The following is a 14840-nucleotide window of genomic DNA, read 5'->3' as shown; positions in this document are numbered from 1 at the left end:
GTGTCCATGGCGCATTGGAACCACTCCGATCCATCTCGAACTCGGCTGTGAAACGATGCAGCGCCGACGATATTTGGGGGGTAGCCCCCTGAGAAAATAGGTCGATGCCAGGTAAAACATTCTTTGCTCCAACCAGCTCACACCTCAAAGCTTGCTGTTGATCAGCAGCTGAGGCGATGAGACAGAGAAGCCACCCGAAAGGGTGGCTTTTTTGTTGGCTGGATCAGCTGCGGTGCACATGCACCTGTTGCCAGCTGCCGTTGAGGCGCTGCCAGATGCGCGTTTCGCAGCAGCTCGCGGTGATGGGTTCGCCGCCAGCGAGCTTTTGGGTGAGGCGGGTGTAACTCAGCACCACGGCATCGTCACTGAGCCAGCGCAGGTGCGGGCGGGCCATGGTCACCGTTGCGGCCGTCGCGGGCGCATCGCTTGCAGGAAGGTTGAAGTAGTACTGGTGGAATGGCAGGCCTTCCACCAGGTGTCCATTGGTTTCGCCCTCGAAGCAACTCAGGTCGGCGGCGCAGAACTGCGCGTAACGACTCCAGTCGCCACTGGCCACGCTGTTGAGCATGGCTTGGTTGATGGAGAGAATCTCCTGGTCGCGATCACTGAGTGACATGCGCGGGATTGAGCCTGCGGTAATCATCGATTCTCTCAAACCTGCCGTTGTTGCGGCCTGGATTGCCCTCGCGATCGCTGAACAGCACGGCCATGCCCGCACTGGAGGCGGCTTCCAGTTCGCTGAGAGCATCGCTAATGAACAACACTTCCGTCGTTTCAACCTTCATCTGCTTGGCAATCGTGATGTAGCTTGCCTGCTCCTGTTTGATCCCGATGCGTGTGTCAAACCAGTGGCTGAAGAGCGGCCGTAAGTCCCCTGCTGTGCTGTGGCCGTAGAGCAGTTGCTGTGCGGGAACCGACCCTGAGGAGTACACCGCTAGGGTGAATCCTTCCTGGTGCCAGCGTTGCAGCGATTCGGCCACATCGCTGAACAGCGGGGCCACCAATGCCCCATTGGCATAACCAGCTCGCCAGATCCGTCCTTGTAGATCTTTGAGTGCTGTGAGCTTCACATCGCAGTCGATCAAGAGCTGTAAATAGGGTGCTAGGCGTGCCAGGCCCTGGAGCTGGCTGCCGTCTTGGCGCAAGGCTACGGCTTCATCCGCGGTGTCTTTCAGCCAGGCCGATTCCACCTCTTGAGCCAGTTCTTGTATCTCGGGGTCTTGAGCCTGGCTGATGAGGAAGTCTGGGATCGCGGCTCGGGCGTAGGGGAAGAGCACGTCCGCCACAAAACTCACTGGGCAGGTGGTGCCTTCGATATCCAGCAGCAGGTGTGTGATGGTCATCGCTGTGCTCAAGCGGGTTGGGGATGCTGCATCAAGGCTTCCAGCAAGAGCTGGCGCCAACGCTGCTCCAGTAGGAATTCCAGGATCTCCAGATGGCGTACAGCGGTGCCCAGATTGCGGCCCCATGCATAAAGCCCATGGCCTGCAATCAGCACGCCATGGGGTGCGTTGGCGAGCTGTGGTCTCACCCGCGCTGACAGCGCCGGTAGATCTTGATCATTCGCGATCACAGGGATCTGTACATGGCAAGCGTGGGTTGTCACGCCTTCAAGCCCCTTCAGCATTTCCAGGTCGCGTAACTCCAGATAGCCCTGCTCCATGGATTCCTCGCCACCTGCAGGTGCGTGCCGTCGTAAGGCCCATTGGGAGAGCAGGGTGCCGGCTTGTGAATGGGTGTGCAGCACCGCCCCGGCGCCGCAGCTGTTCACGATTTCCAGATGCAAGGCCGTTTCGGCGCTGGCTTTCCCTTTGCCTGCCACCACGGCGCCGGTTGCATCCACCTGAATCAGATCGCGAGGGGCGACGGTTCCCTTGTCGACTCCGCTGGGTGCCATCAACAAGAGCAGCGGTTCGTGCTCCAGCACACAGCTGAAGTTGCCGCCGGTTCCATCACACCAGCCCCGCTGATGGATGTTGGCCATCGCTTTGCTCAGCGCCGAAGCCAAGGCGGTGGTGTTGGCATTGGCCATGGGTCCACAACGCAGGCACCATCAAGCAGCTTGGCAGTTGGGGCACCAGTGGCTGCTCCGTCCACCCAACTTGTCGCGTTGGATGGGGGTTCCACAGACCCTGCACGGTGCTCCGCCCCGCCGGTACACCCAGGCGGCATTGCCATAGTTGCCGTTGGTGCCGGTGAGATCGCGGAAATCACTGAAGGTGGTGCCGCCGGCACCGATGCTTGCCTCCAGTACCTCCACCAGGGCGCGATGCAATCGCGTGAGCTGCTCTGGTTTCAGCTGACCGCTGCGGGTGTGGGGCGCGATCCGGCTGATGAACAGCGATTCATCGGCGTAGATGTTGCCCACGCCCGCCACCAGCGCCTGATCGAGCAGGGCCGTTTTGATCGGGCGACTGGAACCCGCCAGCCGGGCGGCCAGGTAGGCGGGGCTGAACTCCGGGCTGAACGGTTCGGGTCCGAGCCGGCGCAGCCCAGTCATCACTGACTCCAGCGGTTCACCCGGGGGCACCCACCACATCTCGCCGAAACTTCGCAGGTCGACAAAACGCAGTTCCTGGTTGTGTTGGTTCCAGATGCGCACCCGCGTGTGGCGGCATGGCTCGGTGGGGGCGTTCATCCACAGGAATTGTCCGGTCATGCGCAGGTGCACGCCCCAATGACCTGCATCGCCCCCATCCCGTTGCAGGGTGGCCATCAGGTATTTGCCGCGGCGCAGCCACTGCTGCACCGTGCACCCCACGAGGGCGCTGCAGAACAGCTCTGGCAAGGGGGGCGCTGCGATAGCTCTGGCCCGCAGGACCTCAACGCGTGCAATCTCAAAGCCGCTCACGCGTTGCTCTAGCCCACGCCGTACCGTTTCCACCTCAGGCAGTTCAGGCACGCGCAGCTCGGCGGGGCTTCAGGGCCACAGGCTGCCACGGAGGGCGTCCTCCTGCCGGGCGATTCCCACAGAAAAGCCCCGGCCAGCAAGGGGCCAGGGCTCAGTCTTGAGGCTGAAGGCTCAGCTTGCTCAAGGCCTCAGGCCTTCTCGAGCTCACTCTCGGCGAAGTTATTGGTGTTGATGCCGCCTTCGGAGCCGCTCACGCCGTTGTAGTTCACCTTCTCGAAGCGCACCACCACGGGGTAGCGGATGCCGGAGGTGTCGATCGAGGCAACGGTGCCGACTTCGTTGAACCAGTAGGACTCAGGACGCTTGATGCGCACTTTGTCGCCGCGGGAGATGGCCATCGCTGCGCAAAGAAAGGGTGGCTGTCAGAGGGAATGTACCCGCGCTGGGTGGGTGTTCTCACCGGCCGTCACGAAACGTGGCACCATCGACCTTCCCTGAGCGCATCCCAATGGCCGAGGCCCCCTCCTTCAGCCTCGATCTGCCGGATCCCGAGAGCGACAGCATCAGCTCGATGGAGTTCCTGGCCCGTATCGAGGAGGCCTGGGCCATCTGTGACCGCTTTGATCTCCAGACCGAGATCTGGCGCGGGCGCATCCTGAAGGCGGTGCGCGATCGCGAGCGCCGTGGGGGCGAGGGTCGTGGGGCTGGATTTCTGCAGTGGCTCCGGGAGCAGGAGATCAGCAAAACCCGGGCCTACGCCTTGATCCAACTGGCGGAATCGGCTGACCAGATGCTGGGCGACGGGGTGCTGGAGCAAACCAGCGTGAACAACTTCTCGAAGCGTGCCTTCATGGAAACGGCCCAAGCCGATCCCGAGGTGCAGCTCATGATTGGGGAGGCCGCCAACGACGGGCAGCAGATCACCCGCAAGCAGGTGCGACAGCTCACCGATGAATTCACCGCGGCCACCAGTCCGCTCTTGCCGGAGGAGATCCGCCAGCGCACAGCTGAAAATTTGCTGCCCCCCAAGGCGGTGGCACCGCTGGTGAAGGAACTGGCCAAACTGCCGGATGAGCAACAGGAAGACCTGCGCAAGGTGCTTCGCGATGAGCCCGAGTTGGAGCGGGTGAAAGACGTGACCAGCACCGCGCGTTGGTTGAGCAAGGCCACCGAAGCGGGCCTTTCGGTGCGGGCGTTCCAGCAGGGTGAGCTCGATTTCGATAAGGCCATGCAAGAAGCGCTGCGGTTGGATGCGTTGGGACTTTTGGCCGACGCAGTGGGGCAGGCCCAGGCGCTGGAATCGGCCGTGCTCAAGCTGCACACCAGTTGGCGGCGGCTGAACGGCCTGCAGGAGCGCCTCTGGGTGGAGAGCGGTAGCAGCACGCCCCATCTGCGGGAGCTCCTCACTGCCCTGCAGACCCTCAGCGGCAACACGCTGCGGGTGTCGTTGGGAGAGCTGGCTGGCGGGAAACGGGTGCGTCTGCAGCTGGTGGAGGAAGCTCCGGAACAACTCGAGGCCCCGGCGATCCCCGTGATGGCCCAGGCCGGCTGAGGCCGGGTTGATGGCGGATCCGCTGGAGCAGGCACTCCAAGAGCATTTCGGTTGGTCGAGCTTCCGTCCGGGGCAGCGGCCGGTGGTGGAGGCGATGCTCTCCGGCCGCGACTGTCTGGCGGTGCTGCCCACCGGCGCTGGCAAATCGCTCTGCTATCAGCTCCCCGCCCTGGTGCGCGGGGGGCTGGTGCTGGTGATCTCTCCGCTGGTGGCCCTGATGGAAGACCAGGTGCAGCACCTGCAGCGGCGGGGCATCCCGGCGGCTTGCCTGCATCGGGGGCTCGATCCGGCGCGCCGCCGCGATCTGATCGAACGGGTGCGCAGCAACCGCTTGCGGCTGATTTATCTGGCGCCTGAGCGCCTCCAGGTGGAGGCCACGCGTCAACTGCTGGAAGACATCCATGAGCAGGGGCAACTGGTGGGGGTGGCCATCGATGAGGCCCACTGCATCAGCGCCTGGGGCCATGATTTCCGCCCTGATTACCGCCGGCTCGGCCAGCTGCGGCGGCTGTGCCCGGGTGTGCCGCTGGTGGCCCTCAGTGCCACGGCGGCGCCACGGGTGCGGGCCGATCTGATTCGCATGCTGGAGCTGCGGCGGCCGCTCATCCAGGTGCGCTCCGCCCGCCGCGACAACCTGGCCTATGGGATGCGGCGGCGGCCGGCCGATCCGATGCCCCAGGTGCTGGAGGCTCTGGCGGACGCCCGTGGCGCCAAATTGATCTATGCGCGCACGCGCCGCTCGGTGGAAAGCTGGGCGCGGCGCCTTTGCGATGCGGGTGTGGAGGCGATCGCTTATCACGCCGGGATGGATCCCGAGAGCAGGGCTCTGGCCCTCACCCACTTCCAGGAGCATGCGGCGCCGGTGTTGGTGGCCACGGTGGCCTTCGGCATGGGGGTGGACCGGCCGGATGTGGGCCTCGTGCTGCATCTCGATCTGCCGGCAACCCCTGAGGGGTATCTCCAGGAATCCGGCCGCGCCGGTCGCGATGGCCTGCCGGCACGTTGTTTGGTGCTCTTTGATCCCGACGACCGCACCAGCCTGGGCTGGGCCATTCGCGCGTCGGCGGAATCGGTGAGCGATCCCCAGGAGCGTCAGCGGGTGGAGCTGGCCCAGCAGCAGTTGCGCCGCATGGAAGCGGTGGCGGAAGGTCCCACCTGCCGGGAGCAGGCGTTGTTGCTGGCGGTGGGTGAGCTGGTGCCCCCCTGCGGGCGCTGTGATCGCTGCATGGAACGCCCTGCCCTCAGCGACTGGTCGGAGCAGGCCTCTGAGGTGCTGGGCCTGCTGGAGCAGCGGGGCGGCGTGGATCTGCGCAGCCTCGGCGACGACCTGGCTCAGGCCGAAGGTGAGGAGGTGGATCGTTGGCGTTGGTTGGCGCGGCGCCTCGTGCAGGAGGACTTGATCGCCGAAAGCGATGACGGCAGCCAGCGCCTCTGGCTGCGTCCGGCGGGCCGCCGCTTCCTGCGGCAGCCTTGGCCCCTCAGGCTGGCGGCCTGATCAGCCGCCTTTGGCGGTGCAGAGGTCGTTGATCAACTTGTGCTCGAAATCGCTCTGGGGGGCATCCCAGGTTTTCCAGCTCCCCGATTGCCCCGTGGCATTGAGCCGCTTGGCATTGCAGTTGATCGCCAGGTAAAGGGGCTGGCCGTCGCTGTTCAGGCTGGGGGCCACATAGCTGCCGCCCATGGGCTGCCAGTTGGCCCAGTCCACCTGCAGAGGGCCGTAGTTGCGCCAATCCGGTGCTGAGGGCTTACCGGGCTTGGTCGCCGTGGCGGCAGGCTTAGCTGCTGGTTTGGTCGCTGGCTTGGCGGCCACGGGGGTGGCGGCGGGTTTTGCCGCGGGCTTTGGTTCGGGCTTGGGCTCCGGCTTGTCTTCAGGCTTGGTCGCCACGGTGGTGCTGGTCGCCGGCGCTGCGGTAGCCACGACGGGCTTCGGCTCCGGTTGGCTGGAAGCCGGAGTGGCGGCGGGCTTGACGGCTACCGCTGGTTTCGGGGTGGGTTTGGCAGCTGGCTTGGGTGCCGGCTTGGCCGCTACGGGTTTCGCGGCCGGTTTGGGAGCGGGTTTCGGGGTGCCGCGCAGCTTGATGGTCTGGCCCACCACCACCTGGTTGGGGTCGCTGATGCCGTTGATGGCGATCAGATTCTGCAGCGACACGCCATAGCGATTGGCGATCACCGAGAGGCTTTCGCCGCTCTGAACCTTGTGCTGGGTGGCGTTTTTGTTCACGGCCGGCTTCGGTGCCGCTGCGGCGGTGGTGCGGGTCACGGGCACCTGGATGCGGCTGCCGGCCCACAGATCCTGCGGGCTACGCAGGTTGTTGAGCTCCATCAGCCGTTGCACGCTCGTGCCGTAGCGCTCCGCCAGCTCCGAGAGGGTTTCGCCTGGCTTCACGGTGTAATTGGCCTTCACCGTGGTGGTGCGTGTTCCCCCGCTGCTGGCGCCGCCGGCGCCGGGCACCTGGATGCGGCTGCCGGCCCAGAGATCCTGAGGGCTGCGCAGGTTGTTGAGCTGCATTAGTCGCTGCACGCTGGTGCCGTAGCGCTCGGCGATCTCCGAGAGGGTTTCGCCCGGTTTCACGGTGTAGTTGCCGCTTCCGCCTCCGCTAGTGCTGGCGCCGCCGGCGCCGGGTACCTGGATGCGGCTGCCGGCCCAGAGATCCTGCGGGCTGCGGAGGTTGTTGAGCTGCATCAGGCGCTGGACGCTGGTGCCGTAGCGCTCGGCAATCTCCGAGAGGGTTTCGCCGGGCTTCACCACGACCTCTCCGGCCAGGCCCGGCAGGGGCAGCAACAGGGCCAGGGCGAGTGCAGCAGCGGAGCGGCGGCGCATGGGGCGTGGGCGGTCGGCTGGGGGCACCATACGGGCCTTGGCCGGTGACGCCAGCCCCTGTTTGATAAGGCCTGTTGATCAGGCTGAGCGCACGATTGCGCTGCATTTGCAGGAGCGTTCAGCCCAGGACGCGGCGCACCAGCGGCAGCTTGCCGGCATAGGGCGGGTAGCGGAACGGAACGTCCAGCCGGAAGGGCCGGCGCAGCACGCTGCGTTCGTGCGAGAACGTGCGGAATCCGGCTTCACCGTGATACGTGCCCATGCCGCTGTTGCCCACCCCACCGAAGGGCAGGTCCGGCACGCCCACTTGCATCACCACATCGTTGAAGCACACGCCGCCGGAGCTGGTGCGCTGCAGGATTTGATCCTGGGCCTCGCGTTGCTTGCTGAAGAGATACAGCGCCAGAGGTTTGGGGCGTTGGTTGATCCGTTCGATCGCCTCGTTCAGGCCGTTCACGCGCAGCACCGGTAGAAGCGGGCCGAAGAGTTCGTCCTGCATCAGGGGATCGTCCAGGTTGTCCACCTGGATCAAGGTGGGGGCGATCCGCCGCCGGCTGGGGTCGCTCTGGCCGCCGAAGAGCACCTGGCCGCGGCTGCGGGCACCCTCCAGCAGGCCATGCAGCCGATCGAACTGAGCCTGATTCACAAGGCAGCCCAGATCCGCTGAGGCCAGGGGATCCGCGCCAAAGCACTGGCTGATGCGCGCGCTGAGTTGTTGGATCAGTGGTGCTTCCACCGCCTCGTCCACCAGCAGGTAGTCCGGGGCGATGCAGGTTTGACCTGCATTGAGGCATTTGCCCCACACCAGCCGCCGGGCGCTCACCTCCAGATCGGCATCCCGCAGCACCACAGCAGGGCTCTTGCCACCCAGCTCGAGCGTCACCGGGGTGAGGTGGCGCGCTGCCGCTTCCATCACCAGCCGGCCGACCCGTTCGCCGCCAGTGAAAAAGATGTGATCGAAGCGCTCCTGCAGCAGCGCTTGGGCCACGGGGCCATCGCCTTGCACCACCTGCACCGTGGTGCTGGGAAAGGCCGCCTGGATCAGATCGGCGATCAGGGCGCTGGTGGCCGGAGCGTGCTCAGACGGTTTGAGCACCACGGTGTTGCCTGCTGCCAGGGCACTCACCAGCGGTTGCAGGCTGAGCAGGAAGGGGTAGTTCCAGGGGCCGATCACCAGCACGCAGCCCAGGGGCTCCCGGATCACCTCGGCGCGGCCGGGCTGCAGGAAGACCGGCAGACCCACGGGCCGCGGTGCCATCCAGCGGCGCAGGCGGCTGCGCACTAGCTGGATTTCCTGCTGCACCGCCACCAGCTCGAAGTAGGCCTCCACTGGTGGTTTGCCGAGATCGCTCGCCAAGGCCGAGAGCACGGCATCCCGCCGCTCGGCGATGGCGCGCTCGAGGCGCTCGAGTTGCTCGAGGCGCCAGCGGCGCGGCCCGGTGACACCGTCGCTCACGGGCTGCCGCATGGCGGCAATGGAGGTGGAAAGCAGCATTGCGGGCGGGCTCAGCCCAACCAGTCCTGCTCGGGATGCTGCCGCAGATGCTCCTGGGCCTGCCGTTCCAGTGCAGCGATCAGGGCCTGAAGGACCGGCTGATCCCGCAGGTCGCCCCGCATCACGATGCGATCCACCCCGCCTGCATGGCGCACCAGGGGAATCTCCACCAGCTCCCCGCTGGAGTGTGGACCCACCGCCTCGGGCAGGCTGAGCACCGCCAGATCGAGCACCCGCTCCAGCAGCAGCGCCTCAATCTGGTGAGGATGGCTGCAGTGCTGCACCAGGGTGGGCTGCAAAGCGGCATGCACCTGGCCGGCATGGCCACAGGCGAGCCAGCGGGGCTCGGCGGGGCTGGCCTGCAGCCGCAGCCATTGCGAGGAGCGCCGCAGGCCTTCGAGCAGCACCTGATTGGCGCTGGCGCGGTAGCGGCCGTCGGTGTGTTTACGGAACTCCAGGCCCAGCCGGCGGCTCACCTGCCGGTAGATCCGGGAGATGGAGCTCTGATCCCGTTGGGTGAGCTGGGCCACCACGCTGGTGCTGGGAGTGATCTCCAGCAGATCGAGCACGGGCAATCCGTCGAACAGGATGTCGGCCATGGGAACCACCCCTCCCTATGCAAAATCTGCAAGCGGAGGGTGGTTTCGCTCAATCCCCAGTGGTGGGTAGGGGCGCGGCCTGGGCGGGAAACAGCAGCGCCAGGCTGGCACCACCCTGGGGGCTGGAGGCGCAGCGCAGCTCGCCGTGGTGGTTGTCCATGGTGGTGCGCACCACGAAGAGCCCCAGGCCACTGCCGGTGGCTTTGGTGGTCTGGAGGGGCGTGCTGTCGAGGGCTTGAGGCGGCAGCCCGGGGCCGTTGTCGCTCACCGAGAGGCACCAATGTTCGCCCTCGCGCTGGAGGCTGATGCCGATCCAGGGTGCGTTTGTGCTGTGGTTGCTCAGGGCCTCGGCGGCGTTGCGCAGCAGGTTCACGATCGCAATCTGGATCTGCACGGCATCCCCATCCACCCAGGCGGCCTCCCGCTGTTGATCGAGCTCCGTGCTGTCCACCGTGAGGCGGCTGAGGGGGCCGCCGGAGCGGGCATAAAGCAGAGCGCTCTGGGCGACCTCTCGTAGGTCGAGGCGCTGGTGCTCGGTTTGCACGTTGCGCAGCAACGCGCGCATCTTTTCAATGGTGAGCACCACCCGATCGGCTTCCTGGCGGATGCTGTGGAGCTGGGCTTGCCAGCTCTCCGGTAGCTCCGGGCTGCCGAGCTGTTGGCTCCGCTCCAGCAGCAGTTGGCTGTTGAGCAGCAGCACGCTCAGGGGTTGGTTGATCTCGTGGGCCACCGCCGCGGCCTGCAGACTGCTGCGCAGCTTGTCTTTGAGCAGGGCCAGGGTCTGGGCATCGCGGAAGCGCTCGCGCTCCTGGGCTTCCTGCAGGTTGGCGGTGAGGGCGTTGTAGCGCTCCACCAGCTCGCTGATGGCGTCATCCAGGGCGATCAGCTCCTCCCCTGAGGCGCTGGAGAGGCCGCTCTGAAAGTGCAGGTTGGGGGCAGCGGTAGCACTGGGTGCGCTCAGGGCGCTGCTCAGCTCGCGGGAGGCGGATTCCAGTTGCGCGAGGGGTTCGAGCAGGGCCCTGATCTGCCGGCCGATTAGCACCACGGCCCCGGTGAGGGCCGCCGCCGCCGCCACCAGGGCCAGCGTGCTGCTGCGTTCGGCGGCGGCGTTGCTGGGACTGGCCGCCAGGGCCGTGAGCAGCGTCCAGTTCAGCCCTTCTGCCTGGCCCCAGGGGCTGGCCTGCACTGTGAAGACCTGGCCGTTGATGCGCGCGCGCAGCGCAGGGCTGGGCTGATCGGGCTGACGCGCTGCGGCCTGGAACGCCTGGCTGAGGGCGCGGATCAGGGGGGTGGAGAGCTCGCGCAGGTTGGCGCGTTCCACGTTGCCGCCCTGCTTCGTGAGGGTGAGCTCCGGCATGGAGGAGGCCACCAGATCCCCATTGGGCTCCACGATCAAGGCCATCCCCTCGCGGTTTTTCCAGACCCCCTGCAGCCAGGTGCTCAGCTGGCTGAGCACCATGTCCACACCCACCACGCCCTGCAGGCTGCGATCCGGGCCGAACAGCGGGGCGTTGTAAGAAATGGAGAACACCTCAGGCTGGTCCTCCCAGGCATAGATGGAGCTCCAGCTGGGCTTGCCGGCTTTGGCGGTGTCGACATACCAGGCCTCCTCATGGGTGGGGCTCATCTCCGGGATCCGCTCCAGCAGCGCACCGCGCCGGCCTTCGGCACTCATCGCGTACACCGCCATGGAGCCTCTCCCGCTGCGGGGGGTGTCTTCGTTGAGCAGCAGCTCGCCCTCGTCCGTGCGCTCCAGGCCCACAAAGGCGCCATCGGCCAGGCCGATGTTGATGTAGTCCACAGGGAACACCTGCATCTGCGTCCAGAAGCGCTCGCTGATGGCCGCCACGTTCCGCTGCCGAGCCGGGTCGGCCTTCAGCCAATTGAGGTTGAGCGCGTTGATCCAGATCGGGTAGTTGAGCTTGCTGGAGAGCCGGATCGAGAGATCCACCACCGAAGCGTTCTGGCGGTAGCCCTCGCTGAGTTCCAGGCCGCTGCGCCGGCCGAGGCTGTAGCTCAGCAGGCTGAAGCCGCCGGTCACCAGCAGCAGTTGCAGCGCACTCACCACCGCCAGGCGGTTGGCGAGCCGCTTGGGTCGCGGGATCTGAAAGCGTGCCGCCATCCTTCAGGCCTCCGCGTTGTTGAGGCGGCCCAGCAGCGAGGCCTGCCGTACCAGCTCAGCACCGCTCACCCCCAGCTTCTGGGCGATGGCCTTGCGGTGGGTTTCCACCGTGGCGATGGAGAGGTTGGTGGCCTTGGCGATTTCCTTGTTGGTGAGGCCTTGGCCGATCAGACCGTAGATCTCCTGCTGGCGGCGGGTGAGGGGTTCGCTGCTCTGGGGCAGGCAGCGCTCCAGCACGCTGGTGAGCTGATGGAAGGCCGAGGTTTTGTCCACCACGCCGGCGATCAGGGGCTGCAGCGCCGCCGGGCAGACAAAGCTGCTGGCCTGGCCGGAGAGCACCACCACCTGGGGGTTCGGGTGGTGGTCCGCTAAGGCTTCGGCGACAGCGAGTCCATCGCCGTCGGGTAGGGCCAGATCAAGGATCACGAGATCAGGTGGGTTTGCACTGCGGCAGAAGGCGATGGCATCGGCTTGGGTGGTGGCTGATGCCACCACCCGCAGGCCGGGGATGGCCTCCAGCATCGAGCGGAGCAGCTGCAGGAACATCACCTGGTCTTCCACGATCAGGCAGCGCAAAACCTGAGACGTGGTGGATGGTGATGCCGTCATCCAGGCGAATGCAGAAAAGAGTGTTTAAGCCTGCACGATTAAGCAGGTTTCAACAACCTTTGGCTGTCTTTTTTAAAGCCCTTGACGAGACTTGAACTCGTGACCTCTCCCTTACCAAGGGAGTGCTCTACCGCTGAGCTACAAGGGCATGTGGAAGGTGGGCCGGGTTGGATTTGAACCAACGTAGGCAGAGCCAGCGGATTTACAGTCCGCCCCCATTAACCACTCGGGCACCGACCCGAACCACACCCCAAGAACTTACCAGCCGGTGGGTCTGCCCCTGGCCTCTCTCCTTACGATCAAGGCACTGAAGGCCGGATCCACGGCGCTGGCGATGCGGGTATTGCTGCTGAATGGACCCAACCTCAACCTGCTGGGGTTGCGGGAGCCAGGCCTTTACGGCGCTGACACCTTGGAGGCCATCGAGGCGGAGTTGAGCCGTCAGGCGGCCGGGCTCGGCGTGGCACTGGAGTGCTTCCAGAGCAACCACGAGGGCGCCCTGGTGGATCGCATCCATGCGGCCCGCGGCCATGCCGACGGGATCTTGATCAATGCCGGCGCCTTCACCCACACCTCGATTGCCCTGCGCGATGCACTGCTGGGAGTGGCAATTCCCTACGTAGAGCTTCACCTGAGCAACGTGCATGCCCGTGAGCCCTTCCGCCATCACTCCTATTTGGCCGACAAGGCCCTGGGCGTGATCTGTGGCTTTGGACCCGCCAGCTACGGCCTAGCGCTGCAAGGCCTGGTGCAGCGTCTGCGCGCCGAGGCCGCGGCATGACGGCGCTGCTCGAGAACCCCACAGCCCGGGTGAAGTGGCTGGCGGCCCCCAGCAGCACCCGCTGGCTGGAGCAGGCCAACGCCCGGCCCGAGCTGGTGCTGATCGATCACGCCCATTGCGAGCGCAAGGCGGCTGGCGTGGCGCTGCAGCTGATGTTCCGCTACCCCTCCGATGAGGGGCTGGGGGCGCTGCTGAGCCCGCTGGCGCGGGAGGAGCTGGAGCACTTCGAGCTGGTGCTGCAGCTGCTGCAGCGGCGTGGCCAGGCGCTGCGCCCGCTCCAGGCGCCGGGCTACGGCGCCACCCTCACCGCAGCGGTGCGCAAGGGCGAATCAGCACGGATGCTCGATTCCTTTCTGGTGGCGGGCCTGATTGAGGCGCGCAGCCATGAGCGCATGGCCCTGTTGGCGGCCCACAGTCCCGATGCTGAGTTGCGGGCGCTCTATGGCGAGCTGCTGGCCAGCGAAGCCCGGCACTTCGGTCTCTACTGGTGCCTGTGCGAAGAGCGCTTCGGTCGTGAGGCCACCGCGGCTCGGCTCCAGGAGTTGGCGGCGGTGGAGGTGGAGGCTTTGACAGGGGTCTTGGACTCTGAGGACCAGGTTCGGATGCACTCGGTCGGGGTGGAGCCGGGCGCTTAGGCCAGCAGCGGATAGCGCTCGGCGATCGCATCGCCGGTGAACTGGGCCACCCAGCCTTCGGGGTTGTCGAAGAAGCGGATGGCGCAGAACGTCGGGGCGCTGCCCATGTCGAACCAATGCTTGGTGCCGGCCGGAACGCTGATCCAGTCATCGGCTGTGCAAAGCACCTGCAGCACCTCGTTGTCGATGTGCAGGCAGAACAGACCCTCGCCCTCCACAAAGAAGCGCACTTCGTCTTCCGCGTGGGTGTGTTCGGCCAGAAACTTCTGGCGCAGCGCTGCGCGATCGGGATGGTCGGGCGTCATCCGGATCGCATCCACAGTGGGATAGGTGCCTCTGGACTGCACCCGCGCGATCTCTGCGGCGTAGGCGGTCAAAACGGCATCGGCACTGGCGCCTGCAGGCAACTCCTGGTGGGCCGGCCAGCGTTCAAAGCCGATGCCTCGTTCGGCTAGCTCAGCAGCAATCAGCGCTGGGTCGTTGCTGGCAAAGCTGGGGAGCGGGTGGCTGCCGCTGGCCGGAAAGATCTGCAGATGACTCATCGGGTCATGCCGCCTGTGCTCGCAGCCTAGAAAGGCGGCTGTCTGCCTCCCCTGTTGTTTGGATCACCTTCCAGCTTCTGAACAGGCGGCGGCGGGCGTCACGTTGGTGGGGGTGGGGCCCGGAGATCCTGCGTTGCTCACCGTGGCTGCCGTGCGTGCGATCGAGGCCGCTGATGTGGTGACCTACCCGGTGGCACGGCTGGAGGCAGAGGGCATGGCCGCGCGGATTGCCGCCCCCTGGATTGGCCCCGAGCAGCGACGCCTGCCGTTGCTGTTCCCGATGGTGGTGGAGGCGGAGCCGCGCCGGCAGGCCTGGCATGCGGCGGCCGCGGCTTTGGCGGCTGAGGTGCGCGCCCAGCGCCGGGTGGTGCTGCTGTGCGAGGGCGATAGCTCGCTCTACGCCAGTTGTTCCTACGTGCTCTTGGCCTTGGCGGAGCGGGAGCCGGATGTGCCGGTGCGGGTGATTCCGGGCATCACCGCCGCGGCCGCGGCGGCAGCCGCCGCGTCGAGTGCGGGCATGCCCTGGCCGTTGGCCTTGCAGCAGGAACCGCTCTGGATCCGCCCCACCCCTGAAACTCAGCCGGAGTTAGAGCAGCTCCTCGAGCAGGCCTCTGCCGCTGGAGCGGTGTTGGCGCTGCTGAAGCTGGGGCACCGCTGGAGTTGGGTGCAGCCGTTGCTGGCGGAACGAGGGCTGCTGGAGCAGAGCCTGTTTGCCCAGCGGGTGGGCTGGCCTGATCAGCTGTTGGCCAGGGCGGCGGCGGTCAGCCCCGCCGAGCAGCCCTATTTTTCGCTGTTATTGATCCGCCAGGGCTGGCCGGCGGTGTTGCCCTGAA

16 protein-coding genes, 2 tRNA genes and 1 rRNA gene are annotated in these 14840 nt (G+C 66.1%); 6 read left to right on the top strand and 13 right to left on the bottom strand.

Going from position 1 to position 14840, the window contains the following annotated elements; genetic code table 11:
* Positions 1 to 113: ribosomal RNA gene (gene rrf, locus KUL97_RS13370) — 5S ribosomal RNA — on the top strand; the annotation flags it as partial.
* Positions 114 to 223: 110 nt separating this feature from the next.
* On the opposite strand, the gene KUL97_RS13365 is transcribed toward rrf, so the two are convergent.
* The 5 genes from KUL97_RS13365 to KUL97_RS13345 form a co-directional block, all read right to left on the bottom strand.
* The gene (locus tag KUL97_RS13365; RefSeq protein WP_217797488.1) at positions 224 to 616 is read right to left on the bottom strand and encodes a DUF4440 domain-containing protein; all 393 of its coding nucleotides are present in this window, start codon (positions 614 to 616) and stop codon (positions 224 to 226) included.
* Positions 603 to 1343: an acireductone synthase gene (mtnC, locus tag KUL97_RS13360; protein ID WP_217797487.1), complete on the bottom strand. Its 741-nt coding sequence runs from the start codon at positions 1341 to 1343 to the stop codon at positions 603 to 605. The genes KUL97_RS13365 and mtnC overlap by 14 nt, the downstream gene beginning before the upstream one ends.
* Before the next feature lie 8 nt (positions 1344 to 1351).
* On the bottom strand, positions 1352 to 2032 hold the full coding sequence (mtnB, locus tag KUL97_RS13355) for a methylthioribulose 1-phosphate dehydratase (protein WP_217797486.1): 681 nt from the start codon (positions 2030 to 2032) through the stop codon (positions 1352 to 1354).
* A gap of 21 nt (positions 2033 to 2053) precedes the next feature.
* Positions 2054 to 2902, bottom strand: a complete 849-nt coding sequence (locus tag KUL97_RS13350) for a DNA-formamidopyrimidine glycosylase (RefSeq protein WP_217797485.1) — start codon at positions 2900 to 2902, stop codon at positions 2054 to 2056.
* 137 nt (positions 2903 to 3039) lie between these two features.
* Positions 3040 to 3249: a photosystem I reaction center subunit IV gene (locus KUL97_RS13345; RefSeq protein ID WP_010311442.1), complete on the bottom strand. Its 210-nt coding sequence runs from the start codon at positions 3247 to 3249 to the stop codon at positions 3040 to 3042.
* A gap of 110 nt (positions 3250 to 3359) precedes the next feature.
* Between KUL97_RS13345 and KUL97_RS13340 the strand changes: the two genes are divergently transcribed.
* A complete protein-coding gene (locus KUL97_RS13340; RefSeq protein ID WP_217797484.1) occupies positions 3360 to 4403 on the top strand; it encodes a hypothetical protein in 1044 nt (347 codons plus the stop codon).
* Positions 4404 to 4413: 10 nt separating this feature from the next.
* Positions 4414 to 5898, top strand: coding sequence for an ATP-dependent DNA helicase RecQ (locus KUL97_RS13335; protein ID WP_217797483.1), 1485 nt, complete (start codon positions 4414 to 4416; stop codon positions 5896 to 5898).
* Here KUL97_RS13335 and KUL97_RS13330 read toward each other — a convergent pair whose 3' ends face one another.
* The 7 genes from KUL97_RS13330 to KUL97_RS13300 all read right to left on the bottom strand — a co-directional run bounded on the left by KUL97_RS13330 (position 5899) and on the right by KUL97_RS13300 (position 12289).
* A complete protein-coding gene (locus KUL97_RS13330; RefSeq protein ID WP_217797482.1) occupies positions 5899 to 7224 on the bottom strand; it encodes a LysM peptidoglycan-binding domain-containing protein in 1326 nt (441 codons plus the stop codon).
* A 118-nt stretch (positions 7225 to 7342) separates the two neighbouring features.
* The gene (locus KUL97_RS13325) at positions 7343 to 8719 is read right to left on the bottom strand and encodes an aldehyde dehydrogenase family protein (protein WP_254896547.1); all 1377 of its coding nucleotides are present in this window, start codon (positions 8717 to 8719) and stop codon (positions 7343 to 7345) included.
* 11 nt (positions 8720 to 8730) lie between these two features.
* A complete protein-coding gene (locus tag KUL97_RS13320) occupies positions 8731 to 9318 on the bottom strand; it encodes a hypothetical protein (protein ID WP_217797481.1) in 588 nt (195 codons plus the stop codon).
* A gap of 49 nt (positions 9319 to 9367) precedes the next feature.
* A complete protein-coding gene (locus tag KUL97_RS13830; RefSeq protein ID WP_217797480.1) occupies positions 9368 to 11440 on the bottom strand; it encodes an ATP-binding protein in 2073 nt (690 codons plus the stop codon).
* Positions 11441 to 11443: 3 nt separating this feature from the next.
* Positions 11444 to 12049, bottom strand: coding sequence for a response regulator transcription factor (locus tag KUL97_RS13310; protein ID WP_217797479.1), 606 nt, complete (start codon positions 12047 to 12049; stop codon positions 11444 to 11446).
* Positions 12050 to 12125: 76 nt separating this feature from the next.
* Positions 12126 to 12197, bottom strand: a tRNA-Thr gene (locus tag KUL97_RS13305).
* A 10-nt stretch (positions 12198 to 12207) separates the two neighbouring features.
* Positions 12208 to 12289: transfer RNA gene (locus KUL97_RS13300), tRNA-Tyr, on the bottom strand.
* A gap of 94 nt (positions 12290 to 12383) precedes the next feature.
* Here KUL97_RS13300 and aroQ point away from each other — a divergent pair.
* Together aroQ and KUL97_RS13290 are read left to right on the top strand one after the other, a co-directional pair.
* On the top strand, positions 12384 to 12830 hold the full coding sequence (gene aroQ, locus KUL97_RS13295) for a type II 3-dehydroquinate dehydratase (protein WP_217797492.1): 447 nt from the start codon (positions 12384 to 12386) through the stop codon (positions 12828 to 12830).
* Positions 12827 to 13465 (top strand): tRNA-(ms[2]io[6]A)-hydroxylase, encoded by a 639-nt coding sequence (locus KUL97_RS13290; RefSeq protein WP_217797478.1) that lies wholly within the window; start codon positions 12827 to 12829, stop codon positions 13463 to 13465. Before aroQ ends, KUL97_RS13290 begins: the two co-directional genes overlap by 4 nt.
* On the opposite strand, the gene KUL97_RS13285 is transcribed toward KUL97_RS13290, so the two are convergent.
* Entirely contained in the window at positions 13462 to 14007 is a 546-nt protein-coding gene (locus KUL97_RS13285; protein ID WP_217797477.1) for an acireductone dioxygenase, read from the bottom strand. The two genes, KUL97_RS13290 and KUL97_RS13285, sit on opposite strands and share 4 nt — an antisense overlap.
* Positions 14008 to 14113: 106 nt before the next feature.
* Here KUL97_RS13285 and cobI point away from each other — a divergent pair, with 106 nt between their 5' ends.
* A complete protein-coding gene (gene cobI / locus KUL97_RS13280) occupies positions 14114 to 14839 on the top strand; it encodes a precorrin-2 C(20)-methyltransferase (protein WP_217797491.1) in 726 nt (241 codons plus the stop codon).
* Position 14840 lies beyond the last annotated feature (1 nt).

It is taken from the genome of Synechococcus sp. HK05 (genome assembly GCF_019104765.1).
Taxonomy (GTDB): domain Bacteria; phylum Cyanobacteriota; class Cyanobacteriia; order PCC-6307; family Cyanobiaceae; genus Vulcanococcus.
Note: the sequence above shows the minus strand (reverse complement) of the source record. Positions and strands in the feature narration are given on the sequence as shown.

Bases quoted from the DNA above. Each gene is read 5' to 3' on its own strand.
- KUL97_RS13365 (WP_217797488.1), bottom strand. From the start codon at position 616: ATGTCACTCAGTGATCGCGACCAGGAGATTCTCTCCATCAACCAAGCC.
- mtnC (WP_217797487.1), bottom strand. From the start codon at position 1,343: ATGACCATCACACACCTGCTGCTGGATATCGAAGGCACCACCTGCCCA.
- mtnB (WP_217797486.1), bottom strand. From the start codon at position 2,032: ATGGCCAATGCCAACACCACCGCCTTGGCTTCGGCGCTGAGCAAAGCG.
- KUL97_RS13345 (WP_010311442.1), bottom strand. From the start codon at position 3,249: ATGGCCATCTCCCGCGGCGACAAAGTGCGCATCAAGCGTCCTGAGTCC.
- KUL97_RS13340 (WP_217797484.1), top strand. From the start codon at position 3,360: ATGGCCGAGGCCCCCTCCTTCAGCCTCGATCTGCCGGATCCCGAGAGC.
- KUL97_RS13335 (WP_217797483.1), top strand. From the start codon at position 4,414: ATGGCGGATCCGCTGGAGCAGGCACTCCAAGAGCATTTCGGTTGGTCG.
- KUL97_RS13330 (WP_217797482.1), bottom strand. From the start codon at position 7,224: ATGCGCCGCCGCTCCGCTGCTGCACTCGCCCTGGCCCTGTTGCTGCCC.
- KUL97_RS13325 (WP_254896547.1), bottom strand. From the start codon at position 8,719: ATGCTGCTTTCCACCTCCATTGCCGCCATGCGGCAGCCCGTGAGCGAC.
- KUL97_RS13320 (WP_217797481.1), bottom strand. From the start codon at position 9,318: ATGGCCGACATCCTGTTCGACGGATTGCCCGTGCTCGATCTGCTGGAG.
- KUL97_RS13830 (WP_217797480.1), bottom strand. From the start codon at position 11,440: ATGGCGGCACGCTTTCAGATCCCGCGACCCAAGCGGCTCGCCAACCGC.
- KUL97_RS13310 (WP_217797479.1), bottom strand. From the start codon at position 12,049: ATGACGGCATCACCATCCACCACGTCTCAGGTTTTGCGCTGCCTGATC.
- aroQ (WP_217797492.1), top strand. From the start codon at position 12,384: ATGCGGGTATTGCTGCTGAATGGACCCAACCTCAACCTGCTGGGGTTG.
- KUL97_RS13290 (WP_217797478.1), top strand. From the start codon at position 12,827: ATGACGGCGCTGCTCGAGAACCCCACAGCCCGGGTGAAGTGGCTGGCG.
- KUL97_RS13285 (WP_217797477.1), bottom strand. From the start codon at position 14,007: ATGAGTCATCTGCAGATCTTTCCGGCCAGCGGCAGCCACCCGCTCCCC.